We start from the raw sequence: 26,475 nt of genomic DNA on the forward strand, positions 1-26,475 counted from the left end.
CTCAGCATGACACTTCTAATACTAACTGTTTAGCAGTATATTTCTAGTGATGTCATCCGCCAAACCTTATAGGTTTTCAAAACCTATAAGGTTTAATAGTAATATTGTGCAGAGTTAAAATTTAGATAAAAATTAAAGTGTTGGAATGATTTTACCGGAAACTTCCCCGAAACCTACTCTTATCCCATCTTTTTCAGCCCATGCCTTCATGGTAACCGTATCATTGTCTTCAATGAATTTTCTCTCTTCACCGTTGCTTAATGATAAAGGATTTTGTCCTCTCCATGTCAGCTCAAGCATAGAACCGAAAGATTTTGGATCACTTCCGGAAATGGTTCCGCTGGCATATAGATCACCAACTTCCACATTACATCCGTTTACGGTGTGGTGTGCCAGCTGCTGGGCCATATTCCAGTACATATGTTTGTAGTTGCTTTCGCAGATCAGGTTTTGATCTCCGTTTTCAGGCTGGATATATACTTCAAGGTTGATATCGTAGTTTTTATCACCTTCAAATTTTAAATACTCTAAAACTTCAGGATCCTGAGTTGGAGAAGCGGTTCTGAATGGTTCTAAAGCTTCAATCGTAACTACCCATGGAGAAATAGAAGAACCGAAATTTTTGGCAAGGAATGGGCCTAGCGGAACATATTCCCATGCCTGGATATCTCTTGCAGACCAGTCATTGAAAACCACCATTCCGAAGATAGCATCTTCTGCATCTTTGGTAGAGATGCTTTCTCCCATCTCTGTATTTTTATTGATGATGAAAGCCATTTCCAGTTCAAAGTCCAGCTGTTTCGATGGTCCGAAAACAGGTTTGTCTGCGTCTGCGGGTTTCGTCTGACCTTTCGGACGGTTGATCTCCGTTCCGGAAACTACGATAGAGGATGCCCTTCCGTGGTAACCTACCGGTAAGTGTTTCCAGTTGGGCAATAAAGCATTGGCCGGATCACGAAACATTTTGCCTACGTTGGTAGCATGTTCGATGCTGCTGTAGAAATCGGTGTAATTCGGGATGTGAACAGGCATCATCATTTTTATCTTATCCAGATCATAGAAAGCTTCTTCAATCGTTTTCTGATCTTTTGATAAAATAGAACCTTCCTGTAATAAGGTTTGGATTCTGGTACGGACCGCATTGGTAACCGGTTTACCCAGTTCAATAAATTCATTAATGGTATACGCTTCAAAAACATTGTCGTCTAATCCTTCAATATCTTCAAAATAACCAAGATCGTACAAGGTAGCAAGATCAATGACCTGATCTCCGATTCTTGTACAACATCCGATATATTCTTTGTTAAAAACTGCGACTCCGAAAGGAATATTGTGTATAGAAAAATCCGAATTTGAGGAATAGTCTACAAATGATTTCATAAGTTTAGATTTTAGTTAGATTAAGTATCATCCGGAGAATTCCCCGGAACATTTATTTTGCCTTTTTTGAGTAAGATGCTTCATCGATCCACCTGTCTCTGGTATTGACATCGATAAGGTACAGAATATTGTCCTGTTGCGTCAGCAATAAAGTTTTCGTGACAGGTATTGGGATTTTTTTATTTTCAAGCATATCTGCTCTTAAAGAAATAATATTTTTTTTTCTGATGACATCACCGCTGAAAACGTTAGAACTGCTTTCTCCTGTTGCTTTATCATCGAAAACTTCTACATAAGTGGCATTATTCCCTTTGATAATAATAAAGTCCCGTTCCGTATGATCGGCTTCATCCTTGATGAAAACAAACTTTTTGTTATCAATATTTACATTTTCAAGATGCTGATTGATGCCTTTTCTTTGTTCAAGCCGGTTGAGGATTTCATTCAAAGTTCCATATTGAGCTTTAAGTCCCAAAGTTCCAAGGAGGAAAATCCCGATTAAAAGTTTTCTCATATACTGTGTTTTATAAAAAAGTTTTGCCAGAATACGGTATCCTGACAAAACTTATATTTTTAATGTAAAATTAAAGATTACCTCTTCTTTCCTGCTCTCTTTCTAATGCTTCGAACAATGCTTTGAAGTTTCCGGCACCAAAACTCTGTGCACCATGTCTTTCAATAATTTCGAAGAATAGAGTAGGACGGTCTTCTACAGGCTTGGTAAAGATCTGTAATAAATACCCTTCCTCATCATGATCAATAAGTATACCTAACTCCTGAAGTTTTTTAAGATCTTCATCAATATGACCTACTCTTTCAGGAACCATATCGTAATATGCTTCCGGTGGAGCAGAAAGGAACTCTACACCACGCTTTTTCAGTTCAGTTACGGTGTGGATAATGTCTTTTGTAGCCACAGCGATGTGCTGTACACCTTCTCCTTCATAGAAATCAAGGTATTCTTCTACCTGAGATTTCTTTTTACCTTCTGCAGGTTCGTTGATCGGGAATTTTGCATATCCGTTTCCGTTTGACATTACTTTAGACATCAATGCAGAATATTCTGTATTGATTTGCTTATCGTCAAAAGAAAGGATATTTACAAATCCCATTACTTTTTCATACCATTCTACGGTTGGGATCATTCTGTTCCAGTCAACATTTCCTACACAGTGGTCTACGTATAATAAACCTGCTTCTTCAGGCTTGTAATCACTCTCCCAATTTTCATACCCAGGCATGAAAGCTCCGTTATAATTTTTTCTTTCAACAAACATATGAACGGTTTCTCCGTACGTGTAGATACCGGACATTCTTACCTCACCATGCTCATCAGTTAATGTAACAGGCTCTAAATAAGGTTTTCCCCCTCTTTTAGTTGTTTCTTCGAAAGCTGCATAAGCGTCATCTACCCAAAGTGCCAAAATTTTTACTCCGTCACCATGTTTTTTTACATGCTCGCTGATAGGAGAGTCAGATTTAAGTCCTGTTGTTAATACCAATCTTATTTTTCCTTGTTGAAGCACATAAGATGCACGGTCTCTTACTCCTGTTTCAGGACCCGCATAAGCTACAGACTGAAAACCAAAAGCGGTTTTGTAATAATGGGCAGCCTGTTTTGCATTTCCTACATAAAACTCAATATAATCTGTACCGTTAATCGGTAAGAAATTTTCTGCTTGAGCTATTTTCTCGGCAAATGTAAGTGTTGACATATTTTCTCTTTTACTTTTATTTTATTGGTATGCAAATTACAAAATTCTTAGATATGGCGAAAATATTCCTACGGATTCATTGAATATATTTAACATAACGTTAAAGAAGAGTTTACTTAAGTATATTTAAGTTTCTTAAGTTTAAAATCCTCTACCTACATTTGTTATACAAAAGACAAGTGAAAAAAAATATTTCGAAACATGAAAGCCGTAGATACTCTCTACGGCTTTCTTATGTTAGATTGTTTCAATTCTTTATTCAACATTCCTGCATCGGGATTATAATTATCCCATATCTTCCAGATACCATTTACTTTTCGGATAAAATAGATCTGGGTACTCAGTTGATTCACGAAATGTTCTTCTCCGGTTTCTCCCACTTTAAACAGTAAATTCCAGAACTCCTGGGATTCCAGAATTTTTTTTTCAGGTTCATCAGTAACCACATGGATATCAAATACCTCATAGTTGGATCTGTTGTTTTTTGTTACCAGATGGAAATCCTTATCACAGAGTTCTTTACTGAATTGTGAGGCTCTTTCTAGAAAAGGAGAATCTTCAAATACCAGGTCTTTTAAAGGTTCTGTGTTGTGGGTCGGAAACCGCTTATAAAATTCAAAAGCGGCGGCACAGTAATCATAGACCATTTGTGTAAGATAGGATTGTTCATCGGCTTCCTCGTCATGCTCTTTTCTGTATCTTATCGTAAGAATATAATCATTAAGATCTTTATATCCCAAGAAGATGCAAATCTTATCCAATGTTTTTAAAAATCTGAGGTCATTATGGGTTTTATCCTGATAATCGTTTTCAAAAAACCGTTGAAGGGTAACATGGGAAATGGTATTTCCGATTTCAAATTTTTTTCCTCCTTTCAGTTCTTCAGCTTCGGAGAGTTCGTCTTTGATGATTTCGGAAAGAATAATATAATGGCTTCTCTTCCAGTCATTCACATTCCCTAAAACAGAATTCCTGACCTTGGAATGTTTCACAATTTCTTCTCGTATCGAATTATATATAGTTTTCAATTTCCTTGTTTTTGAATGAGTTTTATCAAATATACTGCCAAGATATTAATATTTTCGTACGATTTGATGGTATTAAATTCAAAATTTATTTTAGATTTTCAGATTCAAAACAAGTTTTTAAAACTTTATGGTTTGATTATCAGTGTTTAAATCTTTCAAAAGCAGCTCTTTCCAGCATTTCTCTATCATCAGGATGCGCAATGCTGATTAGTTCCTGTGCTCTCTGGCGAAGGTTTTTCCCATAGAGATAAGCCGTTCCGTACTCAGTAACAACATAGTGAATATGACCTCTTGTAGTGACTACACCTGCGCCTTGTTTAAGGAAAGGAACAATTCTGGAAATTCCCTTTTTTGTTCTTGCGGTAATGGCTATGATAGGTTTTCCGTCATCACTTAAAGCAGCACCACGCATAAAGTCCATTTGTCCTCCAATTCCGCTGTACTGCAGAGTTCCGATAGAATCTGCACATACCTGTCCTGTAAGGTCTATTTCAATGGCAGAGTTGATGGCTACCATTTTTTTGTTTCTCATAATGTTGATGGGGAAATTAACTTCACTTACATCACGGAAAGCAAATACGGTATTATCATCCACATAATCATAGAGTTTTCGGGTTCCGAAACAGAAACTTGTAATGGTTTTGTTATCGTTGTAGCCTTTGTATTTATTGTTGATCACATCGTCCTGGATCAGGTCAATAACACCGTCACTCAGCATTTCTGTATGAATACCCAGATCTTTATGGTTGGTAAGGCATTTCAAAACTGCATCAGGAATAGTTCCTATACCCATCTGAAGGGTTGATCTGTCTTCAATAAGTTCAGCTACATTTTTTCCTACAAGCATTTCTTCAGGACCTACTTTGGAACTATAATCTATGGTTGGAAGTTCTTCTTCATGCCAAACCAGTTTATGAATTCTGCTGATGTGGATCATTCCATCTCCGTGGGTTCTCGGCATTCTCGGATTAACGATGGCAACAATGATTTTGGCTGTATCTACTGCGGCCCTTGCAATATCCACAGAAGTTCCCAAAGTACAGAAACCATGTTTATCTGGTGGAGAAACAGTGACAATTGCTACATCCAGAGGAAGGATATTCTTTCTGAATAAAATAGGAATCTCACTTAGGAAAACGGGAACAAAGTCTCCGCGGTCAGAATTCACAGCATCACGCACAGGAGTGGAAACAAATAAAGAATTGATGAAAAAGCTGTCTTTGTATTGTGGTTTTGCAATTTCCACATTTCCCTGCTGGGTAATAGAAACCATTTCCACATTTTGCAACCGGCCGGACTGTCTTGCCAGTTCATCAATCAGATAATTCGGGGTACACGCACTGCCGTGAAAAAAGACACGGTTTCCGCTTTTTACCGTATATATTGCTTCTTCTGCGCTGATGTAATTATTCATATATTGTCTTTTTAAAAGGGTACTAAGAATATTTTTATAGCTCATAAAAATACCTCTCTTCTTCCAAAGATAATCTTTATAATTTTATATTCATATAAATTTTTTAAGGATATTGTAAAGACTTTTGTCATATGAATTAACCTGATGATCTAACAGGAAAAAGGACTGAATGCGATGGCATTCAGTCCTTTTTGTTTTATTTATTGTTTGATGTAAATCTTAATTAGCAGTTTCTACAGCTGTTTTCTGCTTCATGCTTCCGGTTTCTGCAAATCGTAAATGCCAGCTGAAAGCTTCCTGTAATAAATGAGGAGTATGACCTCCTTTTTCACAGGCTCTGTCGAAGTAAGATTGTAATTCTTCTTTATAATCCGGGTGAACACAATTGTCTATAATTTTCTGTGCTCTTTCTCTTGGTGCCAATCCTCTTAAATCTGCCAATCCGACATCTGTTACCAGAATATCTACATCATGTTCTGTATGGTCAGTATGAGAAACCATGGGAAGAACGTGGGAGATATTGTTGCCTTTTGAAGCTGCCTGAGTCACAAAAATACTTAAGTAAGCATTTCTTGCAAAGTCTCCGGAACCTCCGATTCCGTTCATGATTTTTGTTCCACCGATATGAGTAGAGTTTACGTTTCCATAGATATCAAATTCAATGGCTGTATTGATGGCTATCACACCCAATCTTCTGATCAGGCCCGGAGTATTGGAAATATTCTGAGGTCTTAAAACAAACTTGTCTTTATACTTTGAAAGATTCCCCAACACTCTTTCATAACATTCCTGGGAAACGGTAATGGAAGATGCAGATGCAAAGCTTAGCTTACCGGAATCTATCAGATCAAATGTACTGTCCTGCAGCACTTCTGAAAACATGGTGAGATCATAAAAATTACTGTCTTTGAATCCTGTCAGAACAGCATTGGCTACTTTACCGATCCCTGCCTGAAGCGGAAGTAACCGGTCTGTAAGGCGCCCCAGAAGAACTTCATTTTCAAAGAATGCAAGAAGGTGTTTGGCGATAGCTGTTGTTTTTTCGTCAGGCTCTGCAATATCAGCAGGGCTGTCTTTACGGTTGGTAAAAACAATGGCTTCAATTTTTTCAGGATCTACGGGAATGCTTTTTCTCCCGATTTTATTCCAGGGAGCAACAATTGGGATCACATTTCTGTAAGGATAATCTTCTGCCTGGTAAATATCATGAATACCGTAGACTTCTTCAGGAACTTCGGTATTGATTTCAATGATCACTTTTTTAGCCAATGCCGCAAAAGTCACAGAGTTTCCCACAGAAGTGGTAGGAACAATACTTCCGTCTCTTTCAATATAAGCAGCTTCGATAATGGCTACGTCAATGCTCTGAAGATTTTTAGTGTGAAGAAGCTCGGCACTTTCGCTTAAATGCTGGTCGATGAAGAGAATTTCACCATTGTTGATTTTATTTCTTAGAACAGGATCTACCTGGAAAGGCATTCTTTTTTTCAGGACGTTGGCTTCAGCCAGTTTTCCGTCGGTCCCATGGCCTAGTGAAGCTCCGGTCATTAAAGTGATTTTCAGGTCTTCAGTTTTTCCTCTTTCTGCCAGTGCCGGCAAAATGGCTTTGCTGTCACCTGCTTTTGTAAATCCGCTGGACCCGATGGTCATACCGTCTTTAATGATTTTTACAGCGTTTTCAGCTGTAGTAACTTTTTCGCGTAAGCTTTCTAATCTGATTCTTTCTAACATGTAATATTGATTTTGTTTTAAACCACCATTACTTAGGATGCGTCATGAAAAATAATGATGGTTAATATGGTAACCATACCTCACAAATTTACGAAAAAAGACGCTTTAAATAAAGGTTTTAAAGCGTCTTTTGTATGTATTCAGTAATACTTTTTGATAATTTTTACTGTTTTATTCTAACCATGAAGTTTTATATGAAGGATCTTCTACTTTTAAAGCTTCTTCAGTAATTTTTAAAGGACGGAATGGATCTACCATTACCGCATATTCTTCTGTGAATTTTTTTCCGATACTTCTTTCCATAGCGCCAGGATGAGGTCCGTGCACAATTCCTCCCGGGTGAAGGGTAAAGTCCATCAAATCAATGTGGTTACGGCTCATGAAATCACCTTCTGTGTAGAATAATACCTCATCAGAATCGATATTGGAGTGATTGTAAGGAGCAGGAATAGCCTGTGGATGGTAATCATACATTCTTGCACAGAATGAGCATACTACGAAATTGTGTCCCTCAAAATTCTGGTGAACCGGTGGCGGTTGGTGAATTCTTCCGGTAATCGGTTCGAAGTTTTTAATATTGAATTTATAAGGATAAAAATATCCGTCCCAGCCCACCACATCAAACGGATGCGTTGCGTAGATAAAGTCTGTAATTTGGTTTTCTTTTTTTACTTTAATCAGGAATTCTCCTTTTTCATCTACTGGTTCTTTGAAAGTAGGGGCAATCATATCTCTCTCACAGAATGGAGAATGTTCTAAAAGCTGTCCGAATTCGTTTCTGTATCTTTTCGGAGTATAAATAGGTGAGTGGCTTTCCAATATAAAAAAGACGGTATCATCAGACTTCAGTTCTACCTGATAGATGGTTCCTCTTGGAATAATAAGATAATCTCCGGTCACGAATTCCAGATCTCCTACAAATGTTTTTAAAATTCCTGTTCCGTTATGGACATACAAAAGTTCATCACATTCTGCATTTTTGTAGAAATAATCCATCGATTTTTTTGGCTTTGCCAATCCCATTTTCAGGTCGTTGTTCATCAAAAGGATTTTTCGGCTGTCCATAAAATCGTCTTCAGGAGTGACATTCATTCCCTTAAACATTCTTGGAGCAACATTTTTTTCCACAGCGATTTTGGGAGTGACATCTTTCGGCTCACCGATAGATTTAATCTGTGTAGGGCGGTGGATATGATATAACAGAGAAGAAATACCATGGAAGCCTTCTGTACCGAAAAGCTGTTCATAGTAAAATTGATCTTCAGGAGACTTAAAGATTGTATGTCTTTTTGGTGGGATATTTCCCGCTAGATGATATCTCATTTTACTTTCATATGTAGTTTCTCAAATTTAATCATTTTTCATGAATTCAATCCATCTATATTTTTAAATGAAGTTTTGTATTTGAAAAATAATTGTTAGTTTTGTCTAACAATTTTAATTTCATGAAGCGAATATTATTTTCTGTGACTTTTTTATCAACCTACTGTTTTGCGCAGGAGACTGACAGTTTGAGTGTACAGTATACTAAAAGTGTGGATTCTGCAAAAGTTATGAAGAGGGAATTTAAGACAAGTACCATCGAAGATGTGGTGGTTACCGGAACCATCAAACCGATGAGCAGATCGAAAAGTCCTGTGGCGGTTGAGATTTACAGTCAGAAGTTTTTCCAGAAAAACCCTACTCCCAGTATTTTTGAGGCCATTGCGATGGTGAATGGCGTAAAGCCTCAGCTGAACTGTTCTGTTTGTAATACGGGAGATATCCATATCAATGGACTGGAAGGGCCTTACACGATGATTTTGATTGACGGAATGCCGATTGTAAGCTCACTTTCCACTGTATATGGTTTGAGCGGAATCCCCAATAGCCTGGTGGATAGAATAGAGGTGGTAAAAGGTCCTGCATCTTCTATCTATGGTTCTGAAGCAATGGGAGGAGTGATTAATATTATCACTAAAAATGCATTAACCGCTCCTCAATTGAGTGTTGATATGATGACGGGTACGTGGAGTGAAAATAATCTGGATCTTTCCACTAAATTCAATGTTGGAAAAAAAGCGGCTTCATTATTAAGTTTGAATTATTTCAGTTTTCAGGAAAGAATAGATCAGAATAAAGATAATTTCACCGATGCTACTTTACAGAGCAGGATTTCGGTTTTCAACAAATGGAATTTTAAAAGAAAGGAAAACAGACAGGCAAGTTTTGCGATGAGGTATCTGTATGAAGACCGTTTTGGGGGAGAAATGCAATGGAATAAATCTTTCCGTGGAAGTGATGAAATATATGGAGAAAGTATTTATACCAACAGGGCAGAGGTTTTCGGTTTGTATGAATGGCCAATGAAAGAGCATATCGTAACCCAGTTTTCTTACAACTATCACGATCAGAATTCATTTTATGGATCAAACCCCTTCAATGCTACACAAAAAGTAGCTTTTGTACAGACGTATTGGGACAGAAGTTTCGGGAAACATGATATCACTGCAGGACTTACTTTCAAAAGAACTTTTTACGATGACAATACACCGGGAACTTTAGCAGCAGACGGTATCACCAATGCCCCGATGAAATCTCCTATCTGGGGAGCTTTTATCCAGGATCAGTGGGAAATCAACGATAAGAATACTTTGTTAATTGGCTACAGATACGATTACGATAAAGTACATCATTCTGTACATTCACCGAGGTTTGCGTGGAAATTCAATCCTAATCCTTATCATACCTTACGTTTCAACTTTGGAACAGGATTCAGAGTGGTTAATTTGTTTACGGAAGATCATGCTGCATTAACAGGTTCAAGGGAAGTTGTGATAAAATCAGATTTGAAACCGGAAAGATCTGTCAACGGAAACCTGAATTATATCTGGAAAATTCCTGTAGGTAACCGAATGGTGAATCTTGATGCATCTGCATTTTATACGTATTTCAGTAATAAAATTGTAGGGGATTTTGATTCCGATCCTGATAAAATTATTTATGATAATCTCCACGGATATGGAATTTCAAGAGGAGCTTCATTGAATGTGGATTTTAGTTTTCAGTTTCCTTTGAGTGTTAATCTGGGAGTAACATATCTTGATGTTTATCAGAAATTTGATAACGAAAATCAAAAAACACAGCAGCTGCATGCCCCAAAATGGAGCGGTACGTATAACCTGACTTATAAATTTCCAGGTAATCTGACTATAGATTTTACAGGACAGTTCTACGGACCAATGCGACTTCCTGTTCTGGTAAATGACTATCGCCCTGAATATTCACCCTTTTATTCTCTGGCTAATATTCAGGTGTCCAAGAGTTTCAAATCCGGATTTGAAGTGTATTGCGGGATTAAAAACCTATTCAATTTCAGACCTAAAGATCCTTTGATGAGACCATTTGACCCCTTTGATAAGCATGTTGATGATCCTGTCAATAATCCTAATCATTATACTTTTGATACGGCATACGGCTATGCACCCATGCAGGGGATCAGAGGTTTCATGGGAGTAAAATATACTTTAAAATGAAAAAAATAGCTTTATTTTTAATGTTAGTGCCCTGTTTTTATCTGTCTCAGATGAAGACAGGCACTTTTTCTGATCTTGAGATTCAGCAGAAAGAAAATCCGAAGCCGGTTGTGATCCATCTGTATACAGATTGGTGTGCGGTCTGCAAGATTGAGTCCTATCGTTTGAGTAAAGATAAAGAGGTGGTAAGTATGATTAATGATCATTTTTATTTTGTCAATTTCGAGGCAGAAAAGACGAAGGAGAAAATTCATTTTCAGAATCAGGAGTTTGAATATCTGCAGAACGGAAATTCCGGAATTCATGAGTTGGCGCTGGCTTTGTCTAAGAATAAAAATCAGCCTGTTTATCCTTTATGGGTATTTCTGGATAAGCATCAGAATCTGGTGTATTATCAGGAAGGGCAGATGACACCTGAGAAAATGAAGCAGAAGCTGTTGGAAATTTCGGCTTTATAAATTGGGAGTTTTGCTGGAAAACGCGAAGATTTCTATGTTAATACGCAAGATGGATTTAAATTTTTTAATGACACAAATTCTTCTCCTTGTAGAAATGGCTGTTTTCTATTGATGACACTATTATTCTGTGTACTAACTTCCATTTTCCATCTTCCAGCCTCAAATCTTCATTCCTACTGGAATACCATCGCTATTTTCTCTATTTTTGCTCAAAGTTAAAAAATCATGTCACAATATATCAGACTGGCTGCAGCAGAGGATTATCCAAGAATTATGGAAATATGGGAGTCAGCAGTAAAGGCAACACACGATTTCCTTGCTGAAGAAGATTTCAATTATTTTAAAGAAGTGATTCCAAGAGACTATCTTCCTCATCTGGAAGTGTATGTAATTACTGAAAACAGTGAATCGAAAGGTTTTGCATCAGTAGAGCAAGGCAATCTGGAAATGCTTTTTATTCATAATGACATGCGTGGAAAAGGTTATGGAAAAACGCTTTATCAGTTTATGAAAGAGAAAACCGGACTGACCAAAGTAGACGTGAACGAACAAAATCCACAGGCCATCGGGTTTTATGAAAAAATGGGTTTCAAAAAAATCGGAAGATCAGAGAAAGATGGTTCAGGAAAGGATTATCCACTTATTCATATGAGTCTGTAATGGAAGATTTTACTTTCAGTCTATTTAATTCCGATCCGGAAATTCCTTATCATCTCTTGCTGCTGGCGGATGAAACCAAAGAGGCTATTGACCGGTATATTTTCAATTCTGACATCTATCTTTTGCATGACGGTATTGAGGACATTGCGGTGATGGCACTGTACAAGAACAATGATACAGAGCTTGAAATTAAAAATATCGCAGTCATTGAAAGCTATAGAAGCAAAGGGATCGGAAGCATCCTGATCAATAAGGCAAAAGAAATTGCGAAAGAAAATCACTATAAAAAACTGACTGTCGGAACATCGGATACCGGATTCCAACAGATCAGATTTTATGAGAAGAACGGATTCGTTCAACGTGGAATCCTGAAAGGTTTTTTTATTGAAAATTATCCGGATCCAATCTATGAAAACGGTTTACAGATGCACGATATGATTATTTTAGAATTTTCTTTATTCTAAAACCTCCTAACAAACGGCTTTTCAATTGTATAAATAACGCCTTTTTGCCCACTAAAATCAAATTCTTTCTCAAAGGTCAACCCAAGTTTTTGTAATACTTTTATGGAAGCTTTATTTTCAGACATTGCCCTGCCGATAATCTTTTGAAGATTTAATTCGTCAAATCCATAATTAAGGCAGGCAGCAGCACTTTCTGTAGCGAATCCCATATTCCAGTACTTTTCAAAAAACCGGAATCCGATATCAGTTTCGTTCTTAGATATAGTATATTTTAAGCCACACCAACCAAGAAATTCATTGTCAGATTTACTTATAACAGCCCACCTGCCATAACCATTCTCTTTATAATCATTATAATTCCGAAGAAAACACAGTGCTTCTTCTACATTTACAAATGCTGAATCTCCCGTATAATGTATTACTCTGGGATTGGCATTAAGTTCATAAAAATCAGCGGCATCATCAATCGTGAGTTCTCTTAATAAAAGTCTGTTGGTTTCTAATATTTTCTTTACCATAATTAAATATTTAGCCTTTCCCCATCACCTTACGGAATAAGCCTTTAATATGTTCTATTTCCGTTTGGTAATTGGTTTTCTTACGGCATCCGAAATACAGGGTGTTTTCCAGCTTCTTTTTGCCTTCCCAGATCAGTTGGACTTCACCGCTTTCGATATCTTTCCTGCAAAGAAAATCAGGAACAACGGCTAATCCTGTTCCTCCTTTCAGACAACGGATGATTGAGTTCATGTTGGGGACAATATAATTAGGACGGAAATTAGGCTTATGACCAAAATTCAATACCCAGAACTGGAAAAGATGTTCCATATCTCCGGTAGTTCCATACCATTTTTCGTTTTTCAGCCATTCTTCAATCTGCTCAGCGTCTTTTATTTTTAAAACTTTACTGAAAGCCGCTTTATCCACTTCTTTTCCCCCTACCAGAATGATCTGCTCTGAAGAGAATGCTTCATGTTCAATATTGGGCGAAGACCCTTTTTTCGGTGTAATGATAAGATCCAGAATTCCTTTATCCAGCTGATCCAGCATTTCAGGATATTCTCCAAAACTGATAATGAGATTAAAAGGCAGGGAAGAAACGTATTGCTCCAAAGTAGTCTGAAAAGTTTCAAAACACATCCCCACACTGATGGTTGGAGTGTGCTTCTCTGTAGATTTCTGGAAATTCTTCTCTACATCTTCCAGTTTGTTAATAGGCTCTGCAACAGCATTAAACAAAACTTTTCCGCGCTCTGTAGGAATCATTTTTCTGCCGGTTCTGTCGAAAAGTTTATAACCTACATAAGCTTCCAGTGAGCTTAAATGCAGGCTTACTCCCGGTTGTGAGATGAATAAAGCATCCGCAGCACCTGTCAATGTCCCGGTTTTATAGATCGCTTTAAAAGTACGATACCATTCCAAATTAACCATGACTTTATTATTAATATTATAATACGAAATTACAAAATAATTATAATTTTAATATATTTTTATTCTTCAAAAATAATGCATAATAATCCGGAATACTGCTTTCCTTTATCTGGCGGGCTGTTTCATCAACTGAATAAGGCAGCTGTACAATTTCCGGGGTTATTTTTTCTTCATCCAACGTCAGTATTAGATAGGAAGCCTGTCTGTTTTCTTCTTTAGAGCGTCCTACAGAGCCACAATTAACAGCCCAGGTATTATTTTCAAACGGTTTTTAATTTAAAAATCTATAATTTAAATAATACTTTACTATAATTTATATTATTTTTATTATGCCGATATCCATTATAACTTTGCAGAGTAAAATTTAAACAATCATAAAAAAATGAAAAAAGTACTAATCATCAACGGAGGACAGAATTTCGGACATTCCGGAGGAAAATATAATCAGACTATTACAGACAATACATTAGCCGTTCTTAAAGAATTTGATAACGTAGAAGTAAAGATAACCAATGTAAGCGAAAACTACGACAAAAATGAAGAAGTGGAAAAATTTGTATGGGCAGATTACATTATTTACCACACTCCTATCTGGTGGTTTCAGCTTCCTAACGGATTGAAAAAATATATAGACGAAGTTTTCACAGCAGGCCATGCAAAAGGAATTTATATGAGCGACGGAAGAAATGCTGAGAATCCTGAAATCAACTACGGGACTGGAGGAATGCTTGGCGGAAGAAAATATATGCTGACTACAAGCTGGAACGCTCCTGCAACAGCCTTTACTCTTCCCGGAGAATTTTTCAATGAAAAAAGTGTGGACGAAGGCCCGTTATTTGGTTTTCACAGAATGAATGCCTTTGTATCATTAGAAAAAATGGAAAGCTTTCACTTTCATGATGTAGAGAAAAATGCTAATATAGAGCGTGATATGAAATTATACAGAGACCATGTAAGAAATGTATTTGAAAAAGAATTAAAAACCGAGTTAGTATCATGAAAATTCACCTTACCGCAATAGTTAAATCCAAAGAAGAGCATCAGGCTGAAGTATTGGAAGTTCTTCAGAATATGGTAAAAGAGACAAGAAAAGAAGAAGCATGTGAACTTTACAGCCTGCATCAGGGAATTGAAGACAAAAACCAGTTTGTTTTCTACGAAATCTGGAAAAGCGAAGAAGGATTAGTTCAGCATAATCAGCAGCACTATATCCGGGCTTTCGGGGCTTTGGTGGATGAAAAGCTTCAGGAAAAACCACAGATTTATATCACCAATCTTATTTAATAATGAAAAAATTAGCATTTTTAATGCTTGCGGTCTTTACACTAGGATTCGCTCAGGCACAAACCAAAAAATCAAAGAATATGAAAAAGAAAATATTATTCGTTGTTACCAGTCATGATAAAAAAGGTAGTACCGGTGAAGACACAGGATATTATCTGGGTGAAGTTTCTCATCCCTGGGAAGTTCTTCACAAAGCAGGATACGAAATTGATTTTGTAAGCCCGAAAGGCGGAACTCCTCCGGTAGACGGCTTTGATCTGAAAGACCCCGTAAATAAAGAATTCTGGGAAAATAAAGAATACAAAAACAAGATTGATCATTCTATGAACCCATCTCAGATTAATCCAAAAGAATATTCAACGATATTTTATGCAGGAGGACACGGTGCTATGTGGGATTTTGCAGACAATAAGGAACTGGCAGATATAGCTTCCAGGATTTATGAAAACGGAGGAATTGTAGCCGGTGTATGCCATGGCCCTGCAGGTTTGGTGAATATCAAACTGAATAACGGGAAATATCTTGTAGACGGAAAGAAAATCAATGCTTTTACCAATGAAGAGGAATCTGAAGTAAAACTAACCAATGTTGTTCCTTTCTTACTGGAAGATAAGCTCAAAGAAAGAGGAGCAAAGTTTGAAAAATCAGGACTTTGGCAGAATCATGTGGTAACAGATCAAAGAGTGATTACAGGACAGAATCCACAGTCTGCAAAAAGCGTTGGAGAAGCTATTCTGAAAGAATTAAAGAAATAACAGATACTTTTTAACCACAAAAAGCACAAAAGTTTTTAAATACTTAAGTTTTTTCAGAACCAGGCCTTATGCGTAATAAGTACACCTAAGTTTTGTGAAAATCTTTGATTTTCATCTTGTGTGAACTTTTCTGCGGTATCATTTTAAACTTACTTAAGTGAACTCAAGTGTTTTAAAATGAAACCTTTGTAACTTTTGTGGTTTGGTAAAGTTTAAACAACTCTTATATCTGAGAAACGAAGAGACAATGTAATTCCGCTTTAAAAAATAAAAATCAACCTTAGAATTTATTTTAGAATTAATACCCAAACGGTGTTACACTCTCACTTTGCATCTTGCATTAAAACGGCCTTTCAAAATTTGAAAGGCCGTTTTAAAATAAAGTAAACAACCTTAGATGAAGCAGTCTTCATTGACTTCCATCTTCCAGACTTCACTATTTTGCAATCGGAAGATGAGTACTTACTGCAATTCTGTTCCAGGCATTGATGGTAATGATCGCCATAATGATCTGAGCAATCTGGTTATCATCAAAGAATGACTTTGCTTTCTGATACGTTTCTTCAGTTAATCCTTTATCACTGATCAGCGTAATTTCTTCTGTCATTGCCAATAGCACCTGCTCTTCTTCAGTGAAAAATTCTTTAGCTTCTGTCCATCCGTTCAGAATAAATATTCTTTGAGGATTTTCTCCGTATTTGATGGCATCTTTAGTGTGCATATCAAGGCAGAACGCACATTTATTGATCTGTGAAGCTCTGATTTTAATCAGCTCCTTCTGAATGTGTGTTAAAGAAATAGTTTGTAAATACCCTTCCAATCCAAGCATTGCTTTATAGGCTGCGGAATCTACTGTTGCAATATTCAATCTTGCGCTCATAATATGTATTATTTTTTGGTTAATTGATCTATACTTAAAGAATAATGTTGCTGTACTGCCAGTAAAAGTGCGGCAGCACTTCCCACCCATACAGAATAATTAAGTGAGGCCTTGGGTCCTGATGCAATAGTCATGGATAGGGCAAAAATCAATAGCAGGATACAGCTTCCAAAGGCCGCAATTTTTGTTTTAAATCCCAAAATCAGCATCAAAGGAAAAAGGATTTCTAAGAAGGTAGCCGCATACGCTGAAAACGTACTTAAGGCTTCAGGAAGGAAAAAAGTAAGCTGTCTTGCATATTCTTTAAAACGCTCCATATTTCCCCATGATGAATTTTCTTTGCTCCACCAGCCGAATCGGTCTGCCACTGCAGAAAGCATGGTAACGGCAAGAGCCAGTCTTAAAAAAAGTTGTGGAAATTGATTTTTTTGATCTGTCATTGCATTAGCTTTTAATCACATGACAAATTTCCGGCTTCTGATCCGTAAAAAACTTAAACTGGTTTAAGATCGTAATTTTGCTCTGATTTCACTCAGATATTCCGGAGTAAGATTCAAAAAGGAAGCTATAAGATATTGAGGGATTCTTTGAATAAACCAAGGATATAATGTACTGAAATGCATAAAAAGCTCTTCTCTGGACATTTCATACAAATACCGGATTCTGCGTTCTGAAGCGGCATACGCCCTTTGGTAGATCATCCTGAAATAGCGCTCCATTACGGGATGTTTTTTCAACAATTCTTCCTGACGCTCAAGATCAATCACCAGAATAGAAGAATGCTCTACCGCCTGTATTGAAAAGTCCGTTGATATCTGTCTTTCGTAGGCAAATGTATCCGTCATCCACCAGTTTTCAATAGCGAATTCCGTAGTTTGTTCTACCCCTTTTTCATTAATAAAAAATTTTCTCAGACATCCTTTCACCACAAAATACATCGTCCGGCAGATTTCTCCTTCCAGCACCAGATTTTGTTTCTTTTTCACATCCATTACCTTAAAAAAGGATGCAATAGAAATATACTCCTCGTCAGTTACAGTAATGAATTTATTTAAATGTGATTTGAATGAGTCCATCTTACAAATTAATACTCAAACTTAACTTTATTTTTTTAGTTTTACAATGAGAAAAATATTGAATCATGGAAATTGTTGCTAAAATTCTGATCGCTGTTGTTGCACTGGAACATCTTTATATCCTTTGGATGGAAATGTTTGCATGGGAAACCAAAGGAAAGGAAGTTTTTAAAGCAGCCCTGCCTGCAGAAATGTTTAAACCTACCAAAGGACTTGCTGCCAATCAGGGACTTTACAATGGCTTTTTGGCAGCCGGATTAATCTGGTCATTTTTGATTAAAGATCCGCAATGGCAGGCAAATATAGCTCTATTCTTTTTAGGGTGTGTAGTCGTAGCCGGAATCTATGGCGCAATTTCTGCTGCTAGAAAAATATTTTTCGTTCAGGCTTTACCTGCTATTCTTGCCATTATTGCTGTTTTACTGAAATAATTTACCGGATCCTACCGGCAATATTAATCTTCTCTTGACTTTAGTTATAAGAGAAAAATTACTGTGAATTTCAATCTGTGAATATTATTGAAATTCAATTAGTTACATCTGTAAAAATCCATTTAATATAAAATCCGTAAATTTGCACCGTCATAAAAAATTGATATACAGTTTTTTGATGCTGGCAAGCATTTTGATCAAATGTAGCCATTCAAGTTGTTCAGTACACATATCTGTAATTACCTCATCAGTAATTTAATTGTAGAATCTATGTAAAAGATAAGCTTCTTTTTACATAATGCACTCTTTTTCTAGAGTATAATCTATTGACATATTTAAAATAAACATAAGTCCATCAGGTCTTTATGGTATTATTTTTTTTGTTAAAGCTTTTTATCACTAAAAGCTCAGCAAATTATTTTATCCTATTCTCAACAGCAGAACAACGAAAGCTAAATGTATATAATGAATTGGTGTACAATTTTTTATATCAAATTATTAATTGAAAAATTCTGAATATGGAAAAAAATAAAAACACTCGAAAAGTAAAACTTAAAGTGGAAGACCTGACGATCATCTTTGGTAAAAACAAAGAAAAAGCACAGGAACTTCTGGATAAAGGTTTTTCCAAAAAAGAAATTCTTGAAAAAACGGGCTGCACCATAGGAATCAACAAAGCCAGTTTTGAAATTTATGAAGGAGAATTTTTTGTCATTATGGGGTTGTCAGGAAGCGGGAAATCTACCTTATTACGCTGTCTTAACAGGCTGAATGAACCCACTTCAGGAAAAGTATTCATCAATGATGATGACATTACCAGTAAAAACAACAAGGAACTGCTGGAAGTAAGAAGAACGGAAATGAGTATGGTATTTCAGAAATTCGGATTACTTCCTCATCATACTATTTTAGATAATGCTGGTTTCGGTTTGGAAATCAGAGGGGAAGACAAAGCTTCCCGTGACCAAAAAGCACAGAAAGCATTGGATATTGTAGGTTTAAACGGATTTGAAAATCAGTATCCTTCCCAGCTTTCAGGAGGAATGCAGCAGAGAGTGGGATTGGCAAGAGCTTTGGCTAACGATCCTGAAGTCTTACTGATGGATGAAGCTTTCTCCGCACTCGATCCATTAATAAAATCTGAAATGCAGGATCAAATGCTTGAACTGCAGAATACATTACAAAAAACCATTGTTTTTATTACCCACGATTTGGACGAAGCCATTAAAATCGGAGACCGTATCGTCATCATGAAAGATGGGGTGATAGAACAAATAGGAACGGCCGAAGATATTTTAACCAATCCTGCCAGCGACTATGTAAAAGCATTCGTAGAGAAAGTAGACCGTAAAACGATTATCACCGCAAGATCTTTAATGTTCGACAAAGCTACGGTGGTACGTTTCAGAAAAGATGGTCCTGAAGGTGCTTTAAGAAAGATGAGAGCTACAGGCCTGGAAAATTTGCCTGTAGTAGATTTTCAGAATAAATTTCTTGGTTTTGTAACCCTTAATGATGTGGTACGCATTGCCAAAAAGAAAGAACCTACGGTAGAATCAATTATCAACAGTAATGTTCCTTCAGTGTATCCCGAAGTGACGGTAGAAGAAATGCTGCCGTTGATTTCCGGAAGTAAATCAGCCATTGCGGTAATTGATGAAGACAATAAATTTTTAGGTCTTGTTACCCAGTTATCACTTGTCATAGAAGCCACCAAGTTTAATGAAGAAGAGATCATAGAATTAAAAGAAATCGCAAACAACCAATAAGATGAATAAAACTATAGATATAGGCCAATATGTAGAAACTGCAATCAATTGGCTCACAGAAAACGGAAAGCCTGTATTTGATGTCATAAAACATCTGGGAAACTCTTCCATTATGGGAATTGAATGGGTTTTAACAAACACTCCTTTTTATGTAATCATTCTCTTTTTTACCCTTTTGGCATTATGGAAAGCCGGAAAAGGAATCGCTGTGGTAACCGCAGCCGGACTGAGTTTAATATTTCTTATGGGACTATGGAAAGAAACTATGGAAACGCTGGCGCTTATCTTTGTGTCCACCATTACCGCTCTTATCCTTTCTATCCCTTTGGGAATTTTAGCTGCGAAAAGCAAAATAGCAGACAAAATCATTCGTCCTTTGCTGGATTTGATGCAGACTATGCCCGCATTTGTCTACCTGATTCCGGCTGTACTGTTTTTCAGTATCGGTAAAGTACCGGGTGCTTTTGCAACCATCATTTTTGCCATGCCACCAGCAGTTCGATTAACAACATTGGGAATTGAAGCCGTTCCGAAAGACATTGTAGAAGCGGCAAGGGCTTTCGGTGCTACCAACCGCCAGATCCTGTTCAAAGTTGAACTTCCTTTAGCGATGAAAACGATTTTAACGGGAATCAATCAAACCATACTGCTATCCTTATCCATGGTGGTTATTGCAGGAATGATTGCAGCAGGCGGTTTGGGAGAGAAAGTACTGGAAGGAATTAATAATCTGGATATCGGATTAGGATTTGAAAGTGGTTTATCCGTAGTGATTTTGGCCATTATCCTGGACCGTATTACCCAGGGATTTGTAAAGAAAAAGCAATAAGATGAAACAATTTAAATATCTGTTTTTGCCCGTTTTAATGTTCATATTAACAGCATTAAGTTCGTGTGAAAACATAAAAAAATCAAAATACATCACCATAGGCATGGTAGACGGCTGGGCAGAAGATGTTGCCATGACGCATGTTGCTAAAGCCATTCTTGACAAACAAGGTTATCATGTTATTATTCAAAAAGCTTCTACGGATATGATCCTGGCTTCGATGAATAATGAAGATACAGACCTTTTCATGGGAGTCTGGCTTCCTTACACCCACGCTAAAAAACTGGCAAAATTTCCGGGATTGACTCATCTTGGAACCAATTACGATAACGGCCGCATAGGATTGGTTGTGCCGGAATATGTCCCGATTAAATCCATTGAAGAACTTAATCAGCAGAAGGATCAGTTCAGTCACAGAATTATTGGAATTGAAAAAGGAGCCGGATTAACCACCGGAACAGATAAAGCTATTATTGATTATCAGCTGGATTATCAACAGATCAATTCCTCTACCATTGCCATGATCACCGAATTACAGAACGCTATCCAACGTAAGGAATGGATTGTGGTAACGGGATGGCAGCCCCACTGGATGTTTGGTAAAATGAAACTTAAGTTTCTTGATGATCCCAAAAAGATATTTGGTGAAGCAGAACAGATTAAAACCTATTCCAGAAAAAGCTTTGCTAAAGATCATCCGGAGCTGGCAAAATTCTTTTCCAAAGTTCATTTTGATGATGAAAATATGTCTGATCTTTTAATGAAAATGGAACAGAGTAAAAATAAAGAAACCACTGCCAAAGAATGGGTAGAAGATCACGCTGAATTGGTACAATCATGGTTAGATAAAAATTAATAAACAATTTGGTAGTATTTAAAATCCTCAACTCTAAACGGGTATGAGGACTTTTTATCTATAGATCAGAAGAATTCATTGATTCTTTGATTTTCTCCTGATGATGGTCAGAATTAAATAATTAAAAGATTTAATCATGTAAAAAATTGAAGACTGGAATGGATCTCACAAATTTCAAAAATACATTAAAGAAAAAATATTTAGGATCTGTATAATCTGTGGGAAAGAAAAAAACTTTTAAAGTTGGAAAATCGCAAAGGGGTGCAAGAAATCTTTCTAAAGATGGATACATAAGGCGCAAAGATTTTTATCCTCGATAAAATTGATTAATCAGAATAACCAACTCTACAACTTTACATTTTTTAACCTGTTCCGGAGCTAATAAAATACTTTTCTTAGAAGAAAAACAGTAAAATTGGTAAGCATAATTTTCAATTTTTTATCGCAAATTTGTTCATCACTTTATATTAATAACTAAAATAAAGATTTATGCAAAAGAAAACCTATACAGGGCAGCCAGTGGTAACATTAAATAACGGAGTGGATATTCCGGCTTTAGGATTCGGAGTATGGCAGATGGAAGATCTGAAGGAATGTGAAAATGCAGTAATCAAAGCTATTCAGACGGGATATAGAATGATTGATACTGCGGCTATTTATCAGAATGAAACCGCGGTAGGTACTGCTGTGAGAAATAGTGGCATTAACAGAGACGAACTGTTTATCACCTCCAAAGTATGGGTTCAGGATCATGGATATGAAAAGGCGAAAAGTGCTTTTCAGAGAACATTAGACAGATTGCAGATGGATTATCTTGATCTATATCTTATCCACTGGCCATACGGAGATTTTCTGGGTACATGGAAAGCTTTGGAAGAATTATACCACGAAGGAAAAATCAAAGCGATTGGAGTATGCAATTTTACAGTAGAAAAACTGGAGGAATTGAAAGCTAACTCAACTGTTTTACCGGTTATCAATCAGATTGAACTGCATCCTGTATTTCAGCAGAAAGAACTGCAGGTGTATGACAGAGAAAATAATATCGTAACTCAACCTTGGAGCCCGCTAGGAAACGGTAATGCGAATCTTTTAAGCAATCCTGATCTGAAAGCTATTGCAGAGAAATATGGAAAAACAGTAGCACAGGTTATTCTGAGATGGCACTTACAGGAAGGATTTGTCGTGATTCCAAAATCTGTAACCCCTTCAAGAATTGAAGAAAACTTTAATGTATTTGATTTTGAACTGACAGAAGATGAAATGAATGTTGTCCGTTCTTTAGATACTGGGAAAAGATTATTCTTTGATCCTAAAGATCCTGAATGGGAGCAAAAAATGTTAAATTCCGTAGCGGATATTTAATCTGGAATTTATAAAAAATACATCCCGCAGCTTTCACAAATTTACAGATCTACGAATCTGAGCTATTGTGAGATCTGCGGGATTTTTAAATTAATATAACCATGACTGCAAAAGAATTCATAGAAACACTCGCATTATTTAAAAATGAAAAAGAGCTTAATAAAGCTGAGAAGTTTTTCAAAGGAAATGATGGTATTACCAAGAGTTTCGGGACGAAATTCGGAGATGTTTTTTCTACGGCTAAAGAATTTTCGGAGATGTCTCTGGAGGAAATCAATAAGCTTCTTGACAGTGATTTTTATGAGGTAAGAATGGGAGCGGTAAGCATCATGGATTTTCAGGCGAGAAGTAAAAAAACGTCTGAAGACCATAAGAAAGCCCTTTTTGATCTCTATCTCAACCGCCATGACCGTTTGAATAACTGGGATTTTGTAGACAGAGCTGCCAGAAGTATTATTGGAGAATATCTTATTGATAAACCGAGAGACATTTTATACAAACTTGCTGATTCCGACAGTCCATGGGAAAGAAGAACAGCCATCGTAAGCACTCATGCATTTATTCGGAAAAATGAGGTAGCAGACACTTTTGCCATAGCGGAAATCCTTGTTCACGATCCAAACGAGCTTGTGAATAAAGCTGTAGGAAGCTGGATTCGGGAAGCCGGAAAAAAAGACAAAAAGAAATTACACGGTTTTCTCACTGCTTATGTAAAAACAATGTCTGCCGTTACATTTTCTTACGCAACAGAAAAACTGGATCCGGAATTAAAATTATTCTACAAAGAACTCAGGAAGAAAAAGTAAATCTTTATTCATTTAATATAGAATAGAAGTTGATCAACAACCTTAAACTCTAAACATTGAACCTTGAACTTTGAATAAATAGTGAGCAATATCATATCTTGGAACAAAAACTATTGCTTTGTTCTTCGTACATTTTAATAAAAAATAATTCTTATGTTTTGGCCGGATACAATCAGTAGAAAACTAGGTGTAGAATATCCTGTAATTCAGGCTCCAATGTTTGGAGTGAGCACGGTAAAGATGGCATTAGCAGCCACAAAAGCAGGCTGCCTCGGATCTTTGGCGCTGGCTGACCTTTCTGCAGACCAGTCTGTGGAATTAATCAGGGAAACAAGAAAACTGACTGATAAACCGTTTGCTGCCAATATATTTGTCCATCAAATTCCTGAAGTGACGGATGCTTTAAAAGAAAAGTATAGTAAAACCAAGCAATTTATTGAGCAGCTGGCCAAAGACAATGGTATTGAAGTACATCTTCCGGATTTTGAAGAAATCAGAGTCAACGGTTATCGTGAACAGGTGGATGCTATCATTGAAGAAAATTGTAAAATATTAAGTTTTACTTTTGGAAATCTGGAGGATCAGAGTATTCAGAAATTAAAGGAAAATGGTGTTATCCTTATCGGAACCTGTACTTCTGTGAAGGAAGCTTTATTTCTTGAAAAATCCGGTATTGATATCATCTGTGTTCAGGGAATAGAAGCTGGAGGACACAGAGGAAGTTTTGAAGCAGAAAATATTCCACAGATCGGAGGTTTATCTTTACTATCGCAGATCTTTGATCAGGTAAATGTTCCTTTAATCTATGCAGGAGGAATTTACGGAGCAAGAACATTAAAGGCTGTGAAAGACTTAGGTGCGCAAGGTTTTCAGGTTGGAAATCTTCTATTAACTTCTCAGGAAAGTGCTCTTTTGCCTTTTGAAAAAGAACGATTGAAAAAAGTAACAGAAGACGAAATTGTTTTAACGAAGAGTTTCTCCGGAAGGTATGCCAGAGGAGTGAAAAATCAGTTTATAGAAACAGTTGAAAACTCAGAATATATTTTACCTTATCCTTATCAGAACAAACTTACGAATGCCCTGAGAAAAGCAGCTAAAGCTCTACAAAATCCTGAATTTGTAGGAATATGGGTAGGGCAGTCTATCCACCAATACAGTGAACTTTCCACAGAAGAAATTCTGAAAAACCTGATCAAAGAATCTGAAAGATAAATTCTGACGTTTTTAATGGGACGGAAATTACAAAACTTAGTAAAAAAGCTTCAGATATACTCTGAAGCTTTTTATTTATTTTGTTAAATCTAATCCGCCGAAATTCCCGGAACTCATCATTAAATAAACACCATCCGTTTTATCTAATGTATTCCAGTAGGCATGAAGATCTTCAGCATTCGTGAAAACCCTTAGATTTTCATTCCTGAATTTTTCTTTGATAAACTCAGGAGAAATAGGATCCATTCTCTTGATCTTCAATGCATCTTCAGAGTAGAAAACAATGGCTTCTTCCAAACCATCCATGGCGTGGTCATATTGTTCAAGGAAAGCAGGATTTAAGCTGGAATAGGTATGAAGCTCCAGGAATCCGTATTTCTTATCATTTTTAAATTGCTCTGCAAAGGCTTTTACAGCTGCTTTCACTTTACTTGGTGCATGGGCAAAATCTTTGTAAAGAATTCCTTTGTCTTCTCTTTCTACTTTTTCAAGACGCTTGGATGCTCCTTTGAAACTCATGATTGCCTCATAGAAATCTTCATCCATAATACCAAGCTGCTGGCAGATATGTCTTGCACCTTCAAGGTTCAGAAGATTGTGTGCTCCAAAAACAGAAAGAGGCACATCTCCCATTTCGGTTTTTAAATATACTTTACCATTGTTGATTTCGTATTCTGGTGTTTTATAAGGAATCTTTCTAAAATAGTTTTCTGCATTTTCCACTACTTTCACTACTTCCGGATCTTCTTCATTATACACAAGAACTCCGCCTGCCGTAATGCTTGCCACAAACTTTCTGAACTGCTCAATATAATCATCAAATGTTTTGAATACATTGATATGATCCCATGCAATACCGCTCATTAAAGCGATATTGGGTTGATACAATAAAAATTTCGAACGAAGATCAATAGGAGAAGAAAGATATTCATCACCTTCCAACACCATAAAATCATTATCCTGAGTCAGTTTTACCATACAGTCGAAACCTTCAAGCTGTGCGCCTACCATGAAATCCACATCTTTCTGATGGAAATTCAGAACATGGAGAATCATTGAAGTAATGGTTGTTTTACCATGTGATCCTGCAATGACAACTCTTGTCTTATTTTTAGACTGTTCGTAGAGGAATTCAGGATAAGAATATATTTTCAGGCCCAGTTCTTTTGCTCTTGCCAGCTCAGGATTATCCTGATGTGCATGCATCCCAAGGATGACAGCATCAATATCCGGAGTGATCTTTTCCGGGAACCAGCCCATTTCCTCGGGCAGAATTCCTTTCTTTTCCAATCGGGACTTTGAAGGCTCAAAAATAGCGTCATCAGAACCTGTCACCTGATATCCTTTGTCTTTTAATGCGATGGCGAGATTATGCATGGCGCTTCCGCCAATGGCAATGAAGTGGGTTTTCAATTG

The 26,475-nt window shown here is 36.8% G+C and carries 27 protein-coding genes; 14 read left to right on the top strand and 13 right to left on the bottom strand.

The features are described 5' to 3' along the window. Positions 1-132: 132 nt before the first annotated feature. The 7 genes from fahA to EK417_RS06875 all read right to left on the bottom strand — a co-directional run bounded on the left by fahA (position 133) and on the right by EK417_RS06875 (position 8,591). Positions 133-1,380, bottom strand: coding sequence for a fumarylacetoacetase (gene fahA, locus EK417_RS06845; protein ID WP_076596229.1), 1,248 nt, complete (start codon positions 1,378-1,380; stop codon positions 133-135). A gap of 52 nt (positions 1,381-1,432) precedes the next feature. Beyond that, positions 1,433-1,894, bottom strand: coding sequence for a hypothetical protein (locus EK417_RS06850; RefSeq protein ID WP_076596284.1), 462 nt, complete (start codon positions 1,892-1,894; stop codon positions 1,433-1,435). Between the two features lie 70 nt (positions 1,895-1,964). Next, a complete protein-coding gene (gene hppD / locus EK417_RS06855) occupies positions 1,965-3,095 on the bottom strand; it encodes a 4-hydroxyphenylpyruvate dioxygenase (RefSeq protein ID WP_110367856.1) in 1,131 nt (376 codons plus the stop codon). Positions 3,096-3,316: 221 nt separating this feature from the next. Then, positions 3,317-4,123: a hypothetical protein gene (locus tag EK417_RS06860; protein ID WP_110367857.1), complete on the bottom strand. Its 807-nt coding sequence runs from the start codon at positions 4,121-4,123 to the stop codon at positions 3,317-3,319. Positions 4,124-4,262: 139 nt separating this feature from the next. Then, the gene (locus EK417_RS06865) at positions 4,263-5,537 is read right to left on the bottom strand and encodes an acetyl-CoA hydrolase/transferase family protein (protein ID WP_076596232.1); all 1,275 of its coding nucleotides are present in this window, start codon (positions 5,535-5,537) and stop codon (positions 4,263-4,265) included. Positions 5,538-5,756: 219 nt separating this feature from the next. Then, on the bottom strand, positions 5,757-7,268 hold the full coding sequence (gene scpC, locus EK417_RS06870; protein ID WP_136521714.1) for a succinyl-CoA:acetate CoA-transferase ScpC: 1,512 nt from the start codon (positions 7,266-7,268) through the stop codon (positions 5,757-5,759). 171 nt (positions 7,269-7,439) lie between these two features. Continuing rightward, positions 7,440-8,591, bottom strand: a complete 1,152-nt coding sequence (locus EK417_RS06875) for a homogentisate 1,2-dioxygenase (RefSeq protein ID WP_136521715.1) — start codon at positions 8,589-8,591, stop codon at positions 7,440-7,442. A 122-nt stretch (positions 8,592-8,713) separates the two neighbouring features. Here EK417_RS06875 and EK417_RS06880 point away from each other — a divergent pair, with 122 nt between their 5' ends. From EK417_RS06880 to EK417_RS06895, 4 genes are all read left to right on the top strand, one after another. Then, the gene (locus EK417_RS06880) at positions 8,714-10,783 is read left to right on the top strand and encodes a TonB-dependent receptor plug domain-containing protein (RefSeq protein WP_181446070.1); all 2,070 of its coding nucleotides are present in this window, start codon (positions 8,714-8,716) and stop codon (positions 10,781-10,783) included. Further along, on the top strand, positions 10,780-11,241 hold the full coding sequence (locus tag EK417_RS06885) for a thioredoxin family protein (protein WP_076596236.1): 462 nt from the start codon (positions 10,780-10,782) through the stop codon (positions 11,239-11,241). Before EK417_RS06880 ends, EK417_RS06885 begins: the two co-directional genes overlap by 4 nt. Positions 11,242-11,466: 225 nt before the next feature. Next, positions 11,467-11,901, top strand: coding sequence for a GNAT family N-acetyltransferase (locus EK417_RS06890; protein WP_136521716.1), 435 nt, complete (start codon positions 11,467-11,469; stop codon positions 11,899-11,901). Further along, positions 11,901-12,365, top strand: a complete 465-nt coding sequence (locus EK417_RS06895) for a GNAT family N-acetyltransferase (protein WP_136521717.1) — start codon at positions 11,901-11,903, stop codon at positions 12,363-12,365. The genes EK417_RS06890 and EK417_RS06895 overlap by 1 nt, the downstream gene beginning before the upstream one ends. On the opposite strand, the gene EK417_RS06900 is transcribed toward EK417_RS06895, so the two are convergent. Together EK417_RS06900 and EK417_RS06905 are read right to left on the bottom strand one after the other, a co-directional pair. Beyond that, a complete protein-coding gene (locus tag EK417_RS06900; RefSeq protein ID WP_136521718.1) occupies positions 12,362-12,883 on the bottom strand; it encodes a GNAT family N-acetyltransferase in 522 nt (173 codons plus the stop codon). The two genes, EK417_RS06895 and EK417_RS06900, sit on opposite strands and share 4 nt — an antisense overlap. Positions 12,884-12,893: 10 nt before the next feature. Next, positions 12,894-13,796: a LysR family transcriptional regulator gene (locus EK417_RS06905; protein WP_076596240.1), complete on the bottom strand. Its 903-nt coding sequence runs from the start codon at positions 13,794-13,796 to the stop codon at positions 12,894-12,896. 382 nt (positions 13,797-14,178) lie between these two features. On the opposite strand from EK417_RS06905, the gene EK417_RS06910 reads away from it, so the two are divergent. Genes EK417_RS06910 through EK417_RS06920 form a run of 3 tightly spaced genes read left to right on the top strand, consistent with a single transcriptional unit; the run spans position 14,179 to position 15,835 of the window. Then, positions 14,179-14,796 carry an NAD(P)H-dependent oxidoreductase gene (locus EK417_RS06910; protein WP_076596241.1) on the top strand — a complete coding sequence of 206 codons (618 nt, stop codon included), beginning with the start codon at positions 14,179-14,181 and terminating at the stop codon, positions 14,794-14,796. Next, a complete protein-coding gene (locus EK417_RS06915) occupies positions 14,793-15,080 on the top strand; it encodes a putative quinol monooxygenase (RefSeq protein WP_110367864.1) in 288 nt (95 codons plus the stop codon). The genes EK417_RS06910 and EK417_RS06915 overlap by 4 nt, the downstream gene beginning before the upstream one ends. A gap of 2 nt (positions 15,081-15,082) precedes the next feature. Further along, complete coding sequence (locus EK417_RS06920) at positions 15,083-15,835, top strand: type 1 glutamine amidotransferase domain-containing protein (protein ID WP_228457901.1); 753 nt, start codon at positions 15,083-15,085, stop codon at positions 15,833-15,835. A 436-nt stretch (positions 15,836-16,271) separates the two neighbouring features. Here the strand turns inward: EK417_RS06920 and EK417_RS06925 are convergent, their stop codons facing one another. The 3 genes from EK417_RS06925 to EK417_RS06935 all read right to left on the bottom strand — a co-directional run bounded on the left by EK417_RS06925 (position 16,272) and on the right by EK417_RS06935 (position 17,791). Next, positions 16,272-16,715, bottom strand: coding sequence for a carboxymuconolactone decarboxylase family protein (locus EK417_RS06925; protein ID WP_062675364.1), 444 nt, complete (start codon positions 16,713-16,715; stop codon positions 16,272-16,274). An 8-nt stretch (positions 16,716-16,723) separates the two neighbouring features. Continuing rightward, positions 16,724-17,155 carry a DoxX family protein gene (locus EK417_RS06930; protein ID WP_168801942.1) on the bottom strand — a complete coding sequence of 144 codons (432 nt, stop codon included), beginning with the start codon at positions 17,153-17,155 and terminating at the stop codon, positions 16,724-16,726. A 63-nt stretch (positions 17,156-17,218) separates the two neighbouring features. Further along, positions 17,219-17,791 (bottom strand): Crp/Fnr family transcriptional regulator, encoded by a 573-nt coding sequence (locus EK417_RS06935; protein WP_136521719.1) that lies wholly within the window; start codon positions 17,789-17,791, stop codon positions 17,219-17,221. Positions 17,792-17,856: 65 nt separating this feature from the next. Between EK417_RS06935 and EK417_RS06940 the strand changes: the two genes are divergently transcribed. The 7 genes from EK417_RS06940 (at position 17,857) to EK417_RS06970 (ending at position 25,059) form a co-directional block, all read left to right on the top strand. After that, positions 17,857-18,222 carry a DUF1304 domain-containing protein gene (locus tag EK417_RS06940; protein ID WP_076596245.1) on the top strand — a complete coding sequence of 122 codons (366 nt, stop codon included), beginning with the start codon at positions 17,857-17,859 and terminating at the stop codon, positions 18,220-18,222. A 518-nt stretch (positions 18,223-18,740) separates the two neighbouring features. Beyond that, on the top strand, positions 18,741-19,991 hold the full coding sequence (locus EK417_RS06945) for a quaternary amine ABC transporter ATP-binding protein (protein ID WP_136521720.1): 1,251 nt from the start codon (positions 18,741-18,743) through the stop codon (positions 19,989-19,991). A 1-nt stretch (position 19,992) separates the two neighbouring features. After that, positions 19,993-20,820 carry an ABC transporter permease gene (locus EK417_RS06950; protein WP_110367868.1) on the top strand — a complete coding sequence of 276 codons (828 nt, stop codon included), beginning with the start codon at positions 19,993-19,995 and terminating at the stop codon, positions 20,818-20,820. A gap of 1 nt (position 20,821) precedes the next feature. Further along, a complete protein-coding gene (locus EK417_RS06955; RefSeq protein WP_076596248.1) occupies positions 20,822-21,676 on the top strand; it encodes a glycine betaine ABC transporter substrate-binding protein in 855 nt (284 codons plus the stop codon). A gap of 489 nt (positions 21,677-22,165) precedes the next feature. Further along, positions 22,166-23,041 (top strand): aldo/keto reductase, encoded by an 876-nt coding sequence (locus tag EK417_RS06960; protein WP_136521721.1) that lies wholly within the window; start codon positions 22,166-22,168, stop codon positions 23,039-23,041. A 101-nt stretch (positions 23,042-23,142) separates the two neighbouring features. Further along, the gene (locus EK417_RS06965) at positions 23,143-23,847 is read left to right on the top strand and encodes a DNA alkylation repair protein (RefSeq protein ID WP_076596250.1); all 705 of its coding nucleotides are present in this window, start codon (positions 23,143-23,145) and stop codon (positions 23,845-23,847) included. Between the two features lie 153 nt (positions 23,848-24,000). After that, positions 24,001-25,059 (top strand): NAD(P)H-dependent flavin oxidoreductase, encoded by a 1,059-nt coding sequence (locus EK417_RS06970; RefSeq protein ID WP_136521722.1) that lies wholly within the window; start codon positions 24,001-24,003, stop codon positions 25,057-25,059. Between the two features lie 75 nt (positions 25,060-25,134). Here the strand turns inward: EK417_RS06970 and EK417_RS06975 are convergent, their stop codons facing one another. Further along, entirely contained in the window at positions 25,135-26,472 is a 1,338-nt protein-coding gene (locus EK417_RS06975; protein ID WP_136521723.1) for a UDP-N-acetylmuramate--L-alanine ligase, read from the bottom strand. Positions 26,473-26,475 lie beyond the last annotated feature (3 nt).

The sequence above is a fragment of the Chryseobacterium candidae genome, from assembly GCF_004916905.1.
Taxonomy (GTDB): Bacteria; Bacteroidota; Bacteroidia; order Flavobacteriales; family Weeksellaceae; genus Chryseobacterium; species Chryseobacterium candidae.